14 protein-coding genes and 1 tRNA gene are annotated in these 17614 nt (G+C 68.7%); 7 read left to right on the top strand and 8 right to left on the bottom strand.

Annotated elements, in window-relative coordinates; genetic code table 11:
- Nucleotides 1-39: 39 nt before the first annotated feature.
- Nucleotides 40-2169: a magnesium chelatase ATPase subunit D gene (gene bchD, locus WH5701_RS05280; protein ID WP_050751452.1), complete on the bottom strand. Its 2130-nt coding sequence runs from the start codon at nucleotides 2167-2169 to the stop codon at nucleotides 40-42.
- A 5-nt stretch (nucleotides 2170-2174) separates the two neighbouring features.
- Nucleotides 2175-5957, bottom strand: a complete 3783-nt coding sequence (locus WH5701_RS05285) for a cobaltochelatase subunit CobN (protein WP_006171001.1) — start codon at nucleotides 5955-5957, stop codon at nucleotides 2175-2177.
- A 103-nt stretch (nucleotides 5958-6060) separates the two neighbouring features.
- Here WH5701_RS05285 and WH5701_RS16725 point away from each other — a divergent pair, with 103 nt between their 5' ends.
- The 4 genes from WH5701_RS16725 (at nucleotide 6061) to WH5701_RS17985 (ending at nucleotide 7730) form a co-directional block, all read left to right on the top strand.
- Nucleotides 6061-6243: a conjugal transfer protein TrbI gene (locus tag WH5701_RS16725; protein ID WP_071934211.1), complete on the top strand. Its 183-nt coding sequence runs from the start codon at nucleotides 6061-6063 to the stop codon at nucleotides 6241-6243.
- A gap of 372 nt (nucleotides 6244-6615) precedes the next feature.
- Nucleotides 6616-6861, top strand: coding sequence for a hypothetical protein (locus WH5701_RS05290; RefSeq protein ID WP_006171003.1), 246 nt, complete (start codon nucleotides 6616-6618; stop codon nucleotides 6859-6861).
- Entirely contained in the window at nucleotides 6858-7421 is a 564-nt protein-coding gene (locus WH5701_RS05295) for a pyridoxamine 5'-phosphate oxidase family protein (protein ID WP_037979647.1), read from the top strand. The genes WH5701_RS05290 and WH5701_RS05295 overlap by 4 nt, the downstream gene beginning before the upstream one ends.
- A gap of 66 nt (nucleotides 7422-7487) precedes the next feature.
- On the top strand, nucleotides 7488-7730 hold the full coding sequence (locus WH5701_RS17985; RefSeq protein ID WP_198005136.1) for a hypothetical protein: 243 nt from the start codon (nucleotides 7488-7490) through the stop codon (nucleotides 7728-7730).
- A 72-nt stretch (nucleotides 7731-7802) separates the two neighbouring features.
- On the opposite strand, the gene WH5701_RS05305 is transcribed toward WH5701_RS17985, so the two are convergent.
- The 5 genes from WH5701_RS05305 to WH5701_RS05325 all read right to left on the bottom strand — a co-directional run bounded on the left by WH5701_RS05305 (nucleotide 7803) and on the right by WH5701_RS05325 (nucleotide 13078).
- Nucleotides 7803-7876 (bottom strand) — tRNA-Pro (locus WH5701_RS05305).
- A 67-nt stretch (nucleotides 7877-7943) separates the two neighbouring features.
- Complete coding sequence (locus tag WH5701_RS05310; RefSeq protein WP_006171006.1) at nucleotides 7944-10952, bottom strand: AAA family ATPase; 3009 nt, start codon at nucleotides 10950-10952, stop codon at nucleotides 7944-7946.
- Nucleotides 10949-12139 (bottom strand): exonuclease SbcCD subunit D, encoded by a 1191-nt coding sequence (locus WH5701_RS05315; RefSeq protein WP_006171007.1) that lies wholly within the window; start codon nucleotides 12137-12139, stop codon nucleotides 10949-10951. Before WH5701_RS05315 ends, WH5701_RS05310 begins: the two co-directional genes overlap by 4 nt.
- 123 nt (nucleotides 12140-12262) lie before the next feature.
- Nucleotides 12263-12535 (bottom strand): hypothetical protein, encoded by a 273-nt coding sequence (locus WH5701_RS05320; RefSeq protein ID WP_050751454.1) that lies wholly within the window; start codon nucleotides 12533-12535, stop codon nucleotides 12263-12265.
- 141 nt (nucleotides 12536-12676) lie between these two features.
- Nucleotides 12677-13078, bottom strand: a complete 402-nt coding sequence (locus tag WH5701_RS05325; RefSeq protein WP_006171009.1) for a Rid family detoxifying hydrolase — start codon at nucleotides 13076-13078, stop codon at nucleotides 12677-12679.
- A gap of 71 nt (nucleotides 13079-13149) precedes the next feature.
- On the opposite strand from WH5701_RS05325, the gene WH5701_RS05330 reads away from it, so the two are divergent.
- Nucleotides 13150-14313 (top strand): ABC transporter ATP-binding protein, encoded by a 1164-nt coding sequence (locus WH5701_RS05330; protein ID WP_006171010.1) that lies wholly within the window; start codon nucleotides 13150-13152, stop codon nucleotides 14311-14313.
- On the opposite strand, the gene gloB is transcribed toward WH5701_RS05330, so the two are convergent.
- Nucleotides 14314-15075 (bottom strand): hydroxyacylglutathione hydrolase, encoded by a 762-nt coding sequence (gloB, locus tag WH5701_RS05335; protein WP_006171011.1) that lies wholly within the window; start codon nucleotides 15073-15075, stop codon nucleotides 14314-14316.
- Between the two features lie 29 nt (nucleotides 15076-15104).
- Between gloB and hisG the strand changes: the two genes are divergently transcribed.
- Both hisG and WH5701_RS05345 read left to right on the top strand, forming a co-directional pair.
- Entirely contained in the window at nucleotides 15105-15776 is a 672-nt protein-coding gene (hisG, locus tag WH5701_RS05340) for an ATP phosphoribosyltransferase (RefSeq protein WP_006171012.1), read from the top strand.
- Nucleotides 15776-17575: an ABC transporter ATP-binding protein gene (locus WH5701_RS05345; RefSeq protein WP_006171013.1), complete on the top strand. Its 1800-nt coding sequence runs from the start codon at nucleotides 15776-15778 to the stop codon at nucleotides 17573-17575. The genes hisG and WH5701_RS05345 overlap by 1 nt, the downstream gene beginning before the upstream one ends.
- The last annotated feature ends 39 nt before the right edge of the window (nucleotides 17576-17614 follow it).

Below are 17614 nucleotides of genomic sequence, written 5' to 3' on the forward strand. Positions count from 1 at the left end.
CCGCTGGTCTGCATCCAGTGACCCAGCCCCAACAAATCTTCAAGCGACAGCGGCGGCATTCGCCGCCACAGCCCGATGGCCCATCAGCCCGCGGGTGGTCGCCGCGATCTCCCTCTGGCTCGCCCTGGGCAGCCGTTGATGGCGCCCGCCCCCATGCCGCGCCAGATCAGCCCCCAGGCTGGAGTCCCGATGTCGGGTGCCAGTGTCGATCACCAGCAGCTCCATGCCCAGGCGGCGGATCGCTGCCGCAATACCCAGCACTTCCTGGCGCATGCCCTCAAGACCCATGGGTTCCGGGCCTTCCCCCCCCGGGCCGTGGTCCGCGGCGGAGGCCAGCGAGCGGCTGAGCGACACATTGGCGTTGCCGTCGCTGATCAGCACGATCAGAATCTCGCCCACATCCTTGGACCGGCGGGCGTTCTCTCCCAGCCGCACCGCCTGTGCCAGGCCATGGGCCAGCGGCGATCCGCCGCCACAGGGGAGGCGTTCGAGCCGGCGTGAGGCCGCAGTGATCGAGCGGGTGGGGGGCAGCTGCACCTCGGCCCGCCGGCCACGGAACGTGATCAGGGCCACCTGGTCGCGGCTGCGGTACGCCTCGCTCAGCAGCTGCAGGGCGGCGCCCTTGGCGGCCTGCATGCGATTCAGGGCCATCGAGCCTGACGCATCCACCACGAAGATCACCAGTGCTCCGGCCTTGCGGGCCAGCTGCTTGACGCGCAGATCATCCTCGCGCAGCAGCAGCTTCGGTCCATGCCACTCCCGCCCACCGCGGCGCGAGCTCCCGAGGATGGCCCGGCGGCGCGCCCGCTGATGCGGCGCCGCGGCCCGCAGGGTGGCGTCGATGGCCACGTGATGGATCGGCCCGTGGGGAATTAACGGCTTCACGTAACGGCCCCGGTCCAGCGAGCGCACCAGTCCTCCACCGCCGGCCTTGCCGTGGCGCCGCTTGCCGCGGGCGGCCTGGGCCAGCAGGTGCGGATCCAGCAGCACCCCCTCCGGGGAAAACAGATACGTGTCGGGAATGGCCTCGCTGCTGGGTTCTCCCGTGGCGGGCTCGGGCGGTGGCACCTCCTGCTCCGGTGGTGTCTCGCTTCCGGAATCGCCGGGCGGCGCTGCGGGCGGTGGCGGTTCCGGCGCGGCCTCCGGCGTTGCAGCGACCGCGGCCGAGCGGGGCAGGATCACCAGTTCCACGGCCAGGCGGAGATCACCGGCATCGACGAGTCGTCGCCCCTGCAGGGAGGCGTGGGCCCGGGCCACCCGCGCGGCGAACAGATCGGCGCGATGCCCCTCCACGCCGGCGCGGATCGCTTCCTCCACTAGGTAGCGCAGCTGCTGCTGCGCCAGGCACACCCGTGGAAGCAGACGCCGCCCGGCGGCGATCCGTCGCTGCAGTTCCTCGAGCCCCGGTCCGAAATGCCGCCAGAAGGCCTGCGGATCGGCGGCATGCTGGAGCACCCTCGCCACCGCCTCCACCCGCTCGTCCAGCTCCAGCGGGGTGTCGGCGGAGAGCACCATGGCCAGACGATCGATCAGGTGGGCCCGCAGTTCCCCCTCAGCGGGGTTGTAGGTGGCGATCAGCAGGGGACGGCAGGGATGGCGGAAGCTGATTCCCTCCCGCTCCACCTGGTTGAAGCCACCATCCACCACCGTGAACAGCAGGTTGGCGATACCGGGATCCAGCAGGTTGAGCTCATCGACGTAAAGCACGCCCCGGTGCGCCTCGGCCAGCAGCCCCGGCTGGAATACGGCCCGTCCCCGCCGGATCGAGGCGCTCACGTCGACGGAGCCCAGCAGACGGTCTTCGGTGACGCCCAGCGGCACCTGCACAAATGGCGCGGGAACCAGCGCGCTCACGGGTGTGCGGCTGATCGTGGCGCGGTGGGCGATGGTGGCGTCGTCCCAGTTCCCGGGGGCGGACGGGTCGGCATTGCAGCAGGAGCGCCGGATCACCCGGATCGGTGGCAACAGGGCGTGCAGGGCGCGGGCCAGCACCGATTTGGCGGTGCCCCGCCGTCCGGCGATCACGATCCCGCCCAGGCCCGGATCCACCGCCAGCAGCTTCAGGGCCGTGCGGATCGAGGCCTGCCCCACGACGGCATTGAGCGGAAAGGCATGACGGGGAACGGCGCAGGGCGAAGCGGCAGAACAGGGGCCAGCCTGCGGGAACACCGCCACTAGGGACCGGCCGCCACGGGCACCCCCTCCAGCTCGGCGTCGGTGAGGTCGTAGAGATTGCGAAGCTTGTCGAGCTTCTCGGCCGGGGCGTTCCACAGACCGCGGCTGCTCGCCTCCAGCATGCGGCCCACGACGTTGCGGAAGGCTTCTGGGTTGGCTTCCCGCAGCCGCTGCGCCATAGCCGCATCGAGGGCGTAAGTGTCGGCGGCCTGGTCGTAGACCCAGGGGTCACGGAAGCCGGAGGTCCCTCCCCAGCCGATCAGGGCCGTCATCCGCTGGGAGATCTCGTAGGCCCCGCCTGATCCCATCGCCGCCATCGACTGAGCCCACCGGGGATTGAGCAGCTTGGTGCGGTACTCCAGGCGCAGCAGTTCCTCCAGGTCACGAGGGGTGGTGTCGCGCGAGAAGGATTCCACGAAGCTGGCCGCCACACGGCCGTCCGGATTGGAGTCCCGCCGGGCCACCTCGGCGGCGCGCTTGAGGCCGCCGGTGTTGGCGTAATACTCCTGGATGTCGGTGAGGCCGTACTCCACCGAGTCGATCTGCTGCACCACCCGGTCAGTGCTGCGCAGCAGAGCGGCCAGCACCTGGGGGCGGGCCTGACCCTTGTCGGCGCGGCCGTAGCTGAACACGTTGCGGTCCTGCCAGGTGCCCGCGAGCTCTTCACCGCTCTCCCAGTTGGCATCGGTGACCCGATCGTTCACCAGCGAGCCGAAGTCACCGGCGGGGTTGGAGAACAGGCGGGCCGTGGGGTTTTCGATCCCATGGGCTTCCAGCGCCCGGGCATGGCGGCGGATGGCGTTGCCCTCCTCCGGTTCGTCTGCTGTGGCGGCGCGGCGGAACAGGTCATCCAGCAACTCGACGATATTCACGAAGCTGTCGCGGAAGATCCCCGACAGGTTGACCAGCACATCGATGCGCGGGTGGTCGAGGGTGTCGAGTGGCTTGAGGTCGTAGCGCACGATCCGGCCAGTGCCCTCCTTCACCGGTTCGGCCCCCACCAGCTCCAGCAGGATCGCCAGCGATTCGCCGCGGGTCTTGATCGCATCGAGGCCCCAGAGCATCACCGCCACGGTTTCGGGCCAGGCGCCGTCATTCTCGGCCCGGTGCTTCTCGAGGATGCGCAGGGCGATGGCCCGGCCCCGGGCCATCGCCCCAGGTGAGGGCATGCGGTAGGGGTCCAGGGCGTGAATGTTGCGGCCGGTGGGCAGCACGCCGGGACCGTCGCGCAGCAGGTCACCGCCGGGGGCAGGGGGGATGTATTCGCCCCCCAGGCCATCGAGCAGATGGTCGATCTCCTCGGTGCTGCGCTCCAGCAGCTGGCAGACCCTCAGGGCATCGATCAGGCGCTGGGATTGCTCAGCTGACAAGCCGGGATGGAGGTGCTCGAGCTCCGCCGCCTGGGCGCGCAACGTCGGCTCATCAGCGGCCGGGGTCAGCCGGCTGATCGCTTCCAGCAGCTCCGGTTCGAGGGCCTCGCCCATGTAGGCCTTGAGATAGCCGAGCCGCTGCTCCTGATCCGGCGGCCGGCCGAGCGTGTGAAGGCCGCTGGAGAACAGGCGGCTCTCCAGCAGCTGCAGATAGCCGCTGAGCCGCACGACCCAGGCGTTGAAGGCACCTTGGTCGGTGGGGGCGTTGTCGGGTGCGGGGCAATCGGCATCGAGGCCACTGTCACTCACCTGCTTGAGGATGCCCTCCCGCAGGGCTTCGTTGCGTTCGGGATCCTCCCGGTATTCGGCGATCAGATCCCGCAGGGCGATCAGATCCCGGTAGAGGCCTGCGCGGCCGTAGGGCGGCACGTTGTGGGAGACGATCACGCCGTAGCCGCGCCGTTTGGCCAGCATCGACTCGGACGGGTTGTTCGCCGCATAGACGTACAAATGCGGCAGGTGACCCACCAGCAGGTCGGGCCAGGAGTAGCCCGTGTTTCCCAGGGGCGAGCCGGGCAGCCACTCCACCGTGCCGTGCATGCCGAAGTGCAGCACCGCGTCGGCCTTGAATCCGTGCCGCAGCCAGCCGTAGAAGGCGGCGTACTGGGGGTGGGGGGTGAGATCCCGCTCGTACATCAGGCGCATCGGATCGCCCGCCACCCCCAAGGGCGGCTGAACCCCGATCCACACGTTCCCGAGCCGCACACCGCCCAGGAGGAAGCGATCCCCGAGGGTGCGGATACCGGTGGACGTCAATGGCCCCCACTGCTTTTCGATACGAGCGGTGTGCAGCGGTCCCAGCCACTGGCGCAGCGTGTCGGCCGTCACGGTCACGCTCTCGGTGTCTTCAAAGCGCTGCCCTTCGGGAATGCGGGCGATCCAGGCGTCGTCGGCGTCCTTGACTTGGCGGATTAGTCCTTCGCCACTTGCCGGCAGGGAGCCCACGTCGTAGCCCTCAGCCTCCAGCGCCTTCAAAACGGCCATCAGGGAGTCAGGCACGTTGAGCAGGGCGGCGGTGCCGGTGGCGCCATAGCCTGGCGGGAAGCCGTAGAGCACGATCGCCAGCCGACGCTCGGATTCAGGTTTGCGGCGCAGGACGATCCAGGCCTTCAGGCGCCCGGTGAGCCGCCGCAGTCGATCGGGTATCAGATAGATCCGATCGCCCACCAGCCCCCCCAGGGGCACGGGATCAATGGCGCCGTCCATTTCGGGCAGAGCAAACAGCACCACGCTCTGCAGTCCGCCGATACCCTGGCGGGTCCAGGAGTGCAGGTCCTGAATGAGGAGCGGCGCAGAGACCAGATACGGAACGTTTTTGGCTCGCAGGATGCGCTGCGCCACCTCCTCGCGGCGGCCCGCCTCCATCGAACCGGCCGGGCCGCCCACCAGGGGGAAACCGATCGTGGAGACGATGGCATCCACGGCCACCGCTTCCCGGCGGGCGCCGCTGGCCGGCTCCGCCTGGTCGGCGGCCAGTTCCGTGGCGCTGGTCATCCAGTCGCGTACGGCCATGTGCCCCTCCACGCCGTTGATGAACACCGGCAGAGGTACCAGTTCAGCGGCCTCGAAGGCCCGGATCAGTTGGGGGATGTATGCCTGGTCCGTGATCACGTGCTTGCGGTAGAGCAGCAACCCCACCACCGGCCAGTTGCCCTGCCCCGCGGCGCTCTGGGGCCGCGTTTGTTGGAACCAGGCCAGGTACTCCCGTGGTGAGAGGAAGAAGCCGGCGTGATCGGGATGGAGCAGGCCGAGATTGGGCGATTCCCTTGGAGCCGGGATCGCCCCGGGCCTGAGGCCGAGGCCGTGGCGGGCCAGGTAGAGGAACAGGGCAGCCACGTTCTCGCTGCCACCGGCGTTCCAGTAGCCGTAGAGGATGAGCCAGTGGCGCAGGTCCTGGGCCTTGCGGAAGGGCAGGAAGCGCAGCAGCTTCGGCCCCACCTTGAGGAAGCCGATGTAGCCGGCCAGCTTGTCCTCCTCCCGTCCGCTGCCGAATTTGGCCAGCAGCGCCTGGATCGGCTTGGGCATGCCGGCGCTGCTGCCACCGATCGTGAACCGTCCGAACCGTGTGAGCTCCATCAGCTCGATCGCTGACTCGAACACCAGCCGGATCGGAATCGCCGCGGCGTGCTGGCGCAGCCACTCCACCTGGTCGAAATCGAAGATCAGGCTGGCGAAAAAGGCATCGGCGCTCTCCAGCGCGGCCGCCACCTCAGCCGGCCGATCGCTCAGGTCACGGTCGCTGAACACCGTGATCGAGAGCTGCGGGCACTGGGCCATCGCCCGTTTGGCCGCCTGGCGGTAGAGGCCGGCGTTAAACGCCTCGAAGCCGGCCAGCAGCACGATCCTTTTCATGGCTGGCCCCTCGCAGCGCATTGTTTGATTCTGCTGCGAACCTGATCCCCCTTGGGGCAGGGGGCATCAGGGTGGATGCAGACGACGTGGGCAGGGAGAGGTCATGACCACAACCCTGGAAAAGCCAGCAACGCTGCAATGCGCCTGCCCGGGCTGTCACTGCACGGTGAAACCGGACAGCCCCTTCCGCGTCGGCGCCTTGCTGTTCTGCAGTGTCGTCTGCGCCAAGGGGCACCCCAACGGGGAGCCCTGCCATGCGAGCTGCGGCTGTGAATGCCACGGCTGAGGCTTGAGGGCAGGTTGGGGCTGGCTGGCTTGGGCTTGCGGCTGATCGGCCCCTGTGACGCATTCTGAGCGAACTCAGGGGAGGAAGGCGGGGCCACTCCGCTCAGAGAGCCTGGAGAAGGCTGCAGGTCAAGTACTCGGCTTCCACGACTCTCGCCCTTGAGTATTCAGCGCACCAGCAGACCAATCGGCCCGAGCACCAGGAAACCGCCGGACAGGGCCAGCCTCCCAGGACCGATTCGGCAGCAGCTCTGTTCCCTCGGCTCCACAGGCGCTGTCACCTGACATGACTTGCCGCAGGGCTCCCTTTCCTACCGGCGGCCGGAGCGACGGGGCGGCACCCTCGCCAGGATCGGTCCACTGCTTGTCTTCGATGTTGCTACTCAGCCCGCTCTGTCCTCTCACGGCCGCCAAGATCGCCGGCCTGCAAGCCACGGTGCTGCTGCTGCTCACCATGCTGATCAAAGCTCGGATCCAGATCAAGGCGGCTTCCGCGCTGGGATTGTTCCTGCTGGCCCTGCAAACGCTGGTGTTTCTGGCCGCCGCTGGCGCCCTGGGCCTGGCGGCTATCGCCGCTCTGGCCTTTGCCCTAAACCGCCGCCAATCGCAGACGGCGTGACGACGCTGCCGCCATGGCGGCCCCTTTTGCGGGCTGCCCGCGAACGAGAAGGCCGCTCACCAGCAGCCCGCTGGTTGCAGCTCGCCACCGTCGCCGCTGATGGCACCCCACGGGTGCGAACCCTGGTGTTCCGGGGCTGGGCTGATGTCGCTGCGTTGGATCTGCTCACCGACGGACGTAGCGCCAAACCTGCCGAGCTCCTGCAGCAGCCCGCCGTCGAGCTGTGCTGGCTGCTGCCCAAAGCCCGCTGTCAGTTCCGCCTGCGCGGTGCGGTTCTGACGTTGCCCGCAGATGTGGAGCTCGACGAGCGGCAACGCCATTGGCGACGCCTCACCCCGGCAGCCCGCGCGCTCTGGGGCTGGCCCGAACCCGGAGCATCATTGGATGCCGCAGCGTCTTTCCCGGCTGAGCTCGCGGACAACACCCCGCCGCCTGAGCATTTACAGGTGCTGCATATCGGTCTCGAGCAGGTGGAGTTGCTGGAGCTGAGAGATCATCCACACCAGCGCCGTCGCTGGCACCGTGAAAGAGCCTGGCAGGAAGAGCGCCTGAATCCCTGAAGGGGCATGCGCATGAGGCTTCAGTGGGCTCCGCTCCCCGCTGCCGCTGCGCTGAGCCCTGCCTACTTGACCAAGCTGACTGCTTCTCAGCACGAGTCTGCTTGTGGCCCTGCCAGCGAGTGGCTGGCGCTGGAGCAGCTGTTGGATCAGCTGCCGGCATCCAATACCACTGCCCTGCGGCTCACCGTCCTGCAGGGCCTGTCGGTGCATGCTGCAGCTGAGCGGATGGAGATCAGCGCCGAACTCTCCACTGAAATCCTGGCCCTCAGGGGGGGTCTTGATTACACCGGAATTTTCAATGTGATCTGACCCACGCACGTCCCAGCTGTTTTGGGGACGGCTTTGGGGACAAGCAAATCGAGCCAATCCCTGAAAGGTAAGTCGGGGCGACAGGATTCGAACCTGCGACCTAGTGCTCCCAAAGCACCCGCGCTACCAAGCTGCGCCACGCCCCGCTGGGGAGAATCTACCTGTCGATCTCCCAGTGATCGCGAGACTTCTGCGAAGCTCGGTTGGCCTGGGTCAGGTCAGGGTGGGCGTCCCCATCTGCACTCGCGAGCCCTGATCGCTGGAGAGCACCTCGATGCCGTAGCGGATGCGCTCCTTGAGCCCCCCCACGTGGCTGATGATGCCGACCATGCGGCCGCCCGCCCGCAGCCGGTCGAGTTCGTCCATCGCCAGTTGGAGGTTGTCGGGATCGAGGGTACCGAAGCCCTCGTCGACGAAAAGGGCCTCGAGATGCACACCGCCTGAGTGTGCCTCGACCGTGTCGGCCACGCCAAGGGCCAGAGCCAGGGAGGCCTGGAAGGTTTCACCGCCCGAGAGGCTGCTCACCTCCCGCTCCTCGCCGGTGTAGGCATCAAGCACCCGCAGTCCCAGGCCCGCCTGTCGGCCGCCGCGGCCCCCCTCATCGGTGAGCCGCAGTTGGTAGCGGCCAGAGGTCATCAGCTCCAGCCGCTGGTTGGCGTAGCGGCAGATGTCGCCCAGGTAGGCCGAGAGCACCCAGCGCTGGAGGGAGATGAAGGGAGCGGTCCTGCCCGAGCAGCGATCGGCCACGGCACTGAACAACTGCGCCTGCTCCCGCCGGGACGCCAGCTCGCCGGCCCCGCTGCTGTGCTCAGAGGTGAGTCGCTGGATCTCCGTCTGTGCTCCGCGGGCTTCGCTGTGGCGCTCCACGGCTGCCGTTCGGGCGGCATCGGCGGCGAGCACCGCCTCAAGGGCAGCTGCGGTGTCGGGTCGCTCCTGGGGCAGGTCGGCCAGGTCCGCCGAAGCCAGGAGTCCCCTCAGCTCAATCACCTCCGTCTCGAAGGCCTTGATCCGTTGCGCCCAGAGCTGGCGCATGGTCTCCGGCTTGAGGGCGGCCACTACGGCCTGGCCATCGGCAAACTCCGATCCGGCCAGGTCCCTCGCCAGGCGGCTTGAGGCCTGCTCCAACCGGGTCGAGGCACTGGCGCTGGCGTGGCAGCGTGCCGCCAGAGCTTTCAGCGCCGCCTCCAGGGGTTCGATGCTCTTCAGCGCCTGCTTGGGATCGACACCCTCCCCAAGTTCCCTGGTGATGGCGGTGGAGAGCGCCTGCGCCCGGTTGGTTTCGTCCGTGGCCGCCCTGGCCTGCATCGCCAGCTCCGTGCTGGCCGACTGAATGCTGGCCTGGAGAGCCTCGAGCTCCCGCTCGTGATTGCTGATCTCCTGCTCCAGGCTGGCCACCGTCTCAGCCAGGGCCTGCGCCGCGGTCAGGGCTTGGCTGGCCTGCCGGGCAGCTGTGTCCGCCGCCACAGGATCACTGGCGGCAGTGCCGGCTCTCTCCAGCACTGCCTTCCGCTCTCCCTGCGCTTTCTCCACAGCCACCGCAGCCTGCTGAGCCGCCGTGGTGGCCGCGCTCAGCTCGCTCTCCGCCGCTGTGATCGCCTCCTCGCTGATGGCATCCTGCGAGGGCTGGGCGGGTGCTGGATGGTGCGCCGAACCGCAGACCGGGCAGGGGGCTTCTGGCACCAGGCCCCCGGCAAGCCGGGCTGCCATTCCGGCGATCTGACGCCGCCGCTGATCGTTCAGGGCCGCCTGCGCCTGGTTGAGCCGTCCATCGGCCTTGGCCTTCGTCGCGATGGCGATCTTTTCCTGGTGCAGGGCAGGGGTGATGGCCGCAACGGCCCGGGCGCAATCGTGGGCGTCCTGCGCCGCCCGTTGCAACCCGTCGAGCTGGTCACGGGCCGAGCAGGCTTTGGTGAAGGCCGCGCCTGCTGCCTGCCGCGCCTGCTGCCGGCTCTCCCTGGCGGCGCTGCTGCTGCTCAACCGTAGGTCCGCTGCCCTGGCCCGTGCAGCGGCGGCGGCCGCCCTGGCCTGTGCCTGGCCCGCCTCCAGGGCTTGGCTGGCCAGGGCGGTGAGCTCCGCTCGACGGGCCGCCAGATCGTTGCGTGCGCTGCCCAGCTCCTCGGGGCTGGGCAGCGCCGTCAGATCGAGGAGGACCAGCGAAACCGGCAGGGCATCGGCGGTGTCCCGGGCCCGGATTGCGCTCTGCAGCTCGGCCTTGATCCCGGCCTCAAGGGTGCTCAGGGCGACACGGGCCGCCTGCTCGGCGTCCACGCTGGGGCGCAGGGCCTCGGCCCGCTCCGCCCTGCTCAGCCGCTGGCGGAAGTCGGCTACCGCCTCCTGTTTCGCCTCCAGTTCCGTGAGCCGTGTGAGAGCTGCCCTGCGCCGATCCCAGCGGTCGGCAAGTTTCTCGACCGCTGCCTTGGCTGTCTGAGCGGATTCAAGGGTTGCGACGGCCTGCTTCAAGCTGCTCTGGGTGCCCGCCACCACCGCAGCGATCTGCTCCACCAGCCGCTCGAGGCCCTCCTGATCGTTGGGCGCCACCACGGGCTCCGGGGCGAAGGGGGTCCACTCATGGGCGGCCTGCTGGCGCATCACCTCCAGGGACCGGTTCTGCTCGGCCACCTCGATGCGGGAGAACTTGGCGCGCTCCTCCAGCCAGCTGCCCGCCTGCTCGTAGATCACCGTGTCGAAAAGGGTTTTCAGCAGTGCCTCCCGCTCCTCGGCCCTGGCCCGCAGCACCTCGGCGAACTTGCCCTGGGGCAGCAGGATCACCTGCCGGAACTGGGCGGCATCGAGGCCCACCAGCCCCTGAACCTCGCGGCTGACCTCCGTGGTGCGGCTCGCGATCGGCTCCCACCCAGCGCTGACCAGTCGGAACAGGACCGCCTGCGGTGCCTTCTCGGTGGTTCCCTCACCCCGGGTCTTGGGGGCGGTGTAGGCGGGGGATCGCTCCACCCGGTAGCGGGCCCCGCCACTGGAGAACTCCAGACTCACCCGCGGCACCGCCGCAGGTTCGGCGTGATCGGATTTCAACGCCTTCACGCTTCGATCTCCCGACACCTCGCCATAAAGCGCGAAGCAGAGGGCATCGAGCAGGAAGGTCTTGCCGGCACCGGTGCTGCCGTGGATCAGGAACAGTCCCTCCTGGCTGAGGACGTCGAAGCCGATCTCAACCGGCTCGGCATACGGCCCGAAGGCCTCGATTCTGAGCAGGTGGGGCTTCACCGCTCCCCTCCCCTGGCGGCCGCCTCAAGCGCCTGCCGCAGCAGCTCGGCCTCGGCCGAGTTGGCGCTGCGCCCCTGCTGGTCCGCGAAGAAGGCCGAGGTGAGCTCGAAAGGCGAGGCGGCCTGTTGCACCTGCTGGTGGCGCTCGCTGGCCGTGGAGCGCAGCAGCTCCGGCGGGCGATGGCGCAGCTCGGCCACATGGGGAAAGCGCTCTCGCAGGCGGGCCATGGCCTGCAGAGGCAGCACCTCGTCGGTGAGGATCACCCGCACCCGCGCTTCAACGGCGGCCTCGAACTGCGGATCACGGCACAGCTGCTCAATGCAGCCTTCGATCGTGGCCAGCGAACGCCCCACCTGCAGCGGCACGATCTCCACTGTTGGCTGACCTGCGGCGTTGAGCTCCACGATCCGCACTGATTTGGTGTGGTGCTGCTCGGAGAAGGAGTAGGGCAGGGGGGTGCCGGAGTAGGCCAGCCGGGGGCCATCCAGCTGCTGGGAGCCGTGCAGATGGCCCAGGGCCACATAGTCGAAGCCGGTAAAGGCCTCAACGCTCACCCGATCGACATTGCCGACGGTGAGCTCCCGCTCCGACTCGGAGCTCTCCCCACCTGCGACGAAAGTGTGGGCCACCAGCACCGAGCGGTGATGCGGCCGCTGCTGAAGATCCCGCCGGATCCGCTCCAGTGCCAGTCGGGTCACCTCGTCGTGTCGCAGGCGGGTCGGCGGCACCACGGCCGCTTCCTGCTCCAGGGCCCAGGCCAGGCCTGGGCCATCCACGGCCGGCTCAAGGTAGGGCAGGGGGTAGATCGCCACCGGCGCACCCCCCAGCCGCGGGCTCACCAGCACCGGCTCATGGGCCCGGCGCACGTCGCCCCGGATCGTCACCCCGAAGGAGGCCAGCAGCGGGTCGTACACCGACACCCGCACATGGGAATCGTGGTTGCCCGCGATCGCCACCACCGCGGCACCGCTCTGGCGCAGCTGGGCCAGGGTGTCGTTGAACAACAGCACCGCCTCTGCCGGCGGGATCGCCCGGTCGTAAAGGTCACCGGCGATCAGGACAGCATCGACAACCCCGTCCCTGGCCAGCGCCACGATCCGAGCTAGCACCTCCGCCTGCTCCTGGAGCAGAGAGGCCCCGTGGAAACTGCGGCCCAGGTGCCAGTCGGAGGTGTGAAGCAGGCGCATCGACGGCAGCTCGCTCTCAGGGCCTTCCTGACCTGAGGCTAAGTGGCTAGCGGCTCCCGGCCGACGTCATTGGCTCGAGGCGACCCCTGAGCTGCCTGTCTGCTCAGCTCGATCTGAGGGGACTCAGGGCGTCATGCCGCAGTGGTTGCCGGGGTAGCGCAGGGTGCGCCAGTCACCACCGGGAGTGCTCACTTCCACGCCGATACCGATCGGGTCTTCGCGGCCGTTGCTGTGCTGTTGCCACCACTCCTGGGCGGCGTCCCAGGCGGCATCCATCGAATCGAAGTGGTCGTCGAGAACGGGATGAGGGCAGCAACGCTGGTCGACCAGGCGGTACAGCCGCACCCCATTGGCCTGCTTGCCAGCAGAGACGGTACGGAAGGAAGAGAACGCCATGGCCCGCACATCGACAACCTCCTCATGGTGACGGCTGTGACAGCTGTTGACTGTCACCTTCATCACAAGTCACGCATCTCAAAGCGTGCGTGCTGTTCTCCAGGAGGCAAGGGGGACGGCTGGGCCGCTGGCCACCAGCCCTCAGCCAAGAAGGGCGATGCAGTCGATCTCGACGAGGGCCCCCTTCGGCAGCGCCGCCACCTGAACGCAGGCCCTGGCCGGCGAGACCCCTGCCGAGAACACCTCCGCGTAGAGGGCATTGACCCGGGCGAAGTCGGCCAGGTCGGTGAGGAAGACCGTGGTGCGCACCACGTGCTGGGCGGTGCAGCCCGCCGCCGCCAGCACCGCCTGCAGGTTCGCGAGCACCTGCCTGGTTTCGGCCTCCACATCCCCGGCACCCACCAGGGCGCCAGTGGCTGGATCCAGGGCGATCTGGCCGGAGCAGAAGAGCAGACCCCCCGCCTTGACCGCCTGGTTGTAGGGACCCACCGGTGCCGGTGCAGCGGCCGTGGTGATCGCCTCGGCGGGAGTGCCCATGCCCATGGCAGGTGAAAATGGAGAATCGAGTGTACGAACCAGGCTCCATCGCCCCACCTACCCCAGCCCCGCTGCCTGTGACCGTCGCGCCTCGGCCGGATGAGCGGCCCGATCCGGTCCGGCTGGAGAACGTCTGGCACCGCTACCCCAGTGCCCGCGGGTCCAGAGACGGCGACGAATCACAGAACTGGACCCTGCAGGGGGTGAACCTGGAACTGCATCAGGGGGAACTGGTGGGGCTGCTGGGACCCTCCGGCTGCGGCAAGACCACCTTGCTGCGCCTGATCGCAGGTTTCGAGCGTCCGGCCCGCGGACGGGTGCTGATCCATGGCCAGGAAGTGGCCGGCCCCCACGGCTGGCTGGCGCCGGAGCGTCGTGGGGTGGGCATGGTCTTCCAGGACTACGCCCTCTTTCCCCATCTCGATGCCTGGAGCAACGTCTGTTTCGGCCTCAAGCCCCGCCAGGACCGCAGCCGGGCCGCCTGGCTGCTGGAGCTGCTGGGGCTCAATGGGCTGGAGCGCCGCTACCCCCATGAACTCTCGGGTGGCCAGCGCCAGCGTCTGGCGCTGGCGCGGGCCCTCGCCCCGGGGCCAACGCTGCTCCTGCTCGATGAGCCGTTCTCCAACCTGGATGTGGAGGTGCGGCTGAGGCTGCGGGCCGAGCTGCCTGGGGTGCTCAGCCGCTGCCAGGCCAGTGGCCTGATCGTCACCCACGACCCGGAGGAGGCCCTGGCCATCTGCGACCGGGTGGCGGTGCTGCAGGGGGGGCACCTGCACCAGTGCAGCAGTCCGCGCGAAATGGTGAGGGCCCCCGCCTCCGCCTTCGTGGGCCGCTTCGTGCTGCAGGGAAACCTCGTCGAGGCCCACTGGAGCGGCGACCAGCTGCTCACGCCCCTCGGTGCCCTTCACCTTGAGCCGGGTGGATCTATCCCCAGCGGTGATGGAGCGGGCCCCTGGCAGGTGCTGCTGAGTCCGTCGGCTTTTGATCTGAGCGTCGACCAGGGCGGCCCCGCCGAGGTGGTGGCGCGGGAGTTCCTCGGCCGTGAGTGGCTCTACCAGGTGCGTCTCGATGCCCAGGGCTCCGCTGCCCCGGTTGACCTCCGCTTTCGCCTGCCCCTGGAACGCGACTATCCCCTCGGTCTGCGCTGCCGACCCTGGTTGCGGCCCGGCGAGCCCGCGCGGCTCTTCCCCACAGGCCAGAGCCTGAGGCCGTCGGAGGCCCACCGCACCGGAGCGGCCTGATCAGCCTTGCCAGTGGTCCTTGCTGCGGCGACGGCTGGCGAACGCTTCTGCATCGCTGGCCCTGAGCATCAGGTTCGTGGCCCACTCCAGAGCGATGGTGCTGGGGATGGTGGGCTGATTCACTCGCCGCAGCTCTTCCACCGCCGCCAGCCGCTCCTGAATCGCCTGCCGCTCCTCCCCCGGTGCCTGGCAGTTGGCCGCCGCCCAGCGCAGGTTGGAGAGGGTGTACTCGTGGGCGCACCAGACGCGGGTGTCTCCGGGCAGGGCCCCCAGCCGTTGCAGCGACTGGTGCATCTCCGTGGGACTGCCTTCGAACAGGCGACCGCAGCCTCCGGCAAACAGGGTGTCGCCGCAGAACAGCTCTCCCTGGCCGCCGAGCAGCGGCGGCAGATAGAAGGCCAGGTGCCAGCGGGTGTGCCCGGGCACCGCCAGCACGTTCACGCAACGCCCCAGCAGCTCCAGCCGGTCGCCGTCCCGCAGGGCCACGGTCTGGAAGGGGATGCGGGCCCGGTCGGCGCCTGAGGCCAGCACCGCTGCGGCCGGCCAGCGCCGCAGCAGCCCCGGGGTTCCGCCGATGTGGTCGGAATGGTGGTGGGTCTGCAGCACCGCCACCAGCTCCAGCCCCCGCTGCTCCAGCCACTGGACCACTGGTTCGGCAACGGCCGGATCCACCACCACCGCCTGCGCCCCGTCGTGGAGCACCATCACATAGTTGTCGCGCAGCACCGGGATCAGCTCCACTTCGCTGTGGCTCTCGCCCATCGGTAAAGTCCAGGTTGCGGTGCAAGTCCATGATCACCGTCGCTCTGGCCAAAGGGGCCCTGCTGAAGGATTCGGTGCGCTGCTTTGCCGCCGCCGGGCTTGATTTCAGCGCCCTGCTCGATGCCGACAATCGCCAGCTGATGGTGCCCAGTCCCTGCGGCAGGGCCCGGGCTCTGCTGGTGCGCAATGGCGATGTGCCCGTCTATGTGGCCTATGGTCAGGCCCAGCTGGGGGTGGTGGGCGACGACGTGCTGCGCGAGCACCAGTTGCCGGTGGCGCCGCTTCTGGATCTGGGCTTCGGCGGCTGCCGCATGGCTGTGGCCGTGAAAGAGAACAGTGGCTACACCCGGGCGGCGGAGCTGCCCGCCCATTGCCGGGTGGCCAGCAAGTTCGTTCGCTGCGCAGAAACCTTCTTCGCTGGGCTCGATCTGCCTGTGGAACTGATCCATCTCACCGGCTCGGTGGAGCTCGGTCCGATCACCGGCATGTCGGAGGCGATCGTTGACCTGGTGGCCACCGGCCGCACCCTGCGCGAAAACGGCCTGGTGGCCCTTGATGAGTTGTTCCACAGCACGGCCCGCCTGATCGGCAATCCCCTGGCCCTACGTTTCGATCTCGGCGAGCTTCAAGGAATCATCGACAGGGTCGCCACCTCCATCGCCGCAGCCGCCCCGTCTGCCAGTGCCTCCTCCCAGCGCTGATGGCTGCCCTCGACCGCCAGCGGCTCAGTCGGCTGCTGCCTTACCTCCGCCATGACCGCCGCCGCCTGATCCTGGTGGTGCTGCTGCTGATCCCGGTGGCCCTGGCCGCCGCGATCCAGCCGCTGTTGATCGGCCAGGCGATTGCTGTGCTGCGCGGCGAGCCCACCGCCGCCTGGCTGGCGGGGCAGAGCGTGTCGCAGGCGATGCGCACGCTGGTGCTGATCCTCTTCGGCGCGGTGCTGCTGCGGCTGGCCCTGCAGGGTGCTCAGTCCTACAGCGTTCAGGCGGTGGGGCAGCGGCTCACGGCCCGCATCCGCGACGACCTCTTTCGCCACGCCCTCGCCCTATCCCTGCGCTTCCACGACCGCACCCCGGTGGGCAAGCTGCTCACCCGCCTCACCAGCGATGTGGATGCCCTGGCCGAAGTGTTCGGCAGCGGCGCCGTGGGGGTGCTGGCCGATCTGGTCACCCTTCTGGTGATCGGCGTGACGATGATCAGCATTGAGCCGCGTCTCGGTGCCCTGCTACTGGCCAGCCAGGTGCCGGCCACACTGGTGATCCTCTGGCTGCAGGGCCGCTACCGCAAGGCCAACTACCGAGTGCGTGAGGAGCTGAGTCAGCTCAACGCCGATCTGCAGGAGAACCTCCAGGGGCTGGAGGTGGTGCAGATGTTCCGGCGAGAGGCCACCAATAGTTCCCGCTTCGCCGTCACCACCAACGCCTACCGCCGAGCGGTCACCGGCACGATCTTCTATGAAAGCGCCGTGTCGGCGTTTATCGAATGGGTAGCCCTCACCGCCGTGGCCGTGGTGCTGGCCCTGGGGGGCTGGATGGTGATCGCCGGCAGCATCGGCCTCGGCACCCTCACCACCTTCATCCTCTTTTCCCAGCGTCTGTTCGATCCCCTGCGCCAGTTGGCGGAGCGCTTCACCCAGATCCAGGGCGGGCTCACGGCGGTGGAGCGCATCGGGGAGCTGATGGAGCAGCCGATCGAGATCTCTGACCTCGACGACACCCTGCGCAGCAGCGCGGCCCAACGCTCGGGACTGCTACGCGCCAGTGCCGGCGAAGTGATCTTCGAGCGGGTGAGCTTTGCCTACCGTCCCGGTGATCCGATCCTCAGCGAGCTGAGCTTCCGCATCGCCCCGGGGGAGCAAGTGGCCCTGGTGGGTCCCACCGGCTCCGGCAAGACCACGATCATCCGCCTGCTCTGCAGGCTCTACGAACCCCAGAGCGGCAGGATCTTGCTCGATGGCATCGACATCCGCGAGCTGCCCAGCGCCACCCTGCGCCAGCGCTTGGGAGTGGTCCTTCAGGACACGTTCCTGTTCAGCGGCAACGTGGCCGACAACCTGCGCCTGGATGCTCCCATCACCCAGGACGATCTGGAGCGGATCTGCTCCGAGCTGGGTCTCGATCCTCTGCTGCGTCGCCTGCCCGACGGGCTAGCCACAGAACTGCGTGAGCGTGGCGGAAATCTCTCCTCGGGCGAGCGCCAGCTGCTGTCGGTGGCTCGTGTGGCGATGCGGGATCCCTCGGTGCTGGTGATGGATGAGGCCACGGCCTTCATGGACCCCTCAACAGAGGCCACACTTCAACGCGATCTGGAGCGGCTGCTCAGTGGCCGCACCGCCATCGTCATTGCCCACCGCCTGGCCACCGTGGAAGCGGCCGATCGCATCCTGGTGCTGCGCCGGGGCCGGCTGATCGAGCAGGGCACCCACCGGGAGCTGCGGGCGGCCGGTGGCCTCTACGCCGAGCTGGCGGAACTGCAGGAGCGGGGTCTGGCCCGTCTTTAGGAGTTTGCGGAAAAACTGTCTCAGAAGCCGTGCTTTCCA

This window comes from Synechococcus sp. WH 5701 (genome assembly GCF_000153045.1).
Classification (GTDB): Bacteria; Cyanobacteriota; Cyanobacteriia; order PCC-6307; family Cyanobiaceae; genus Regnicoccus_A; species Regnicoccus_A antarcticus.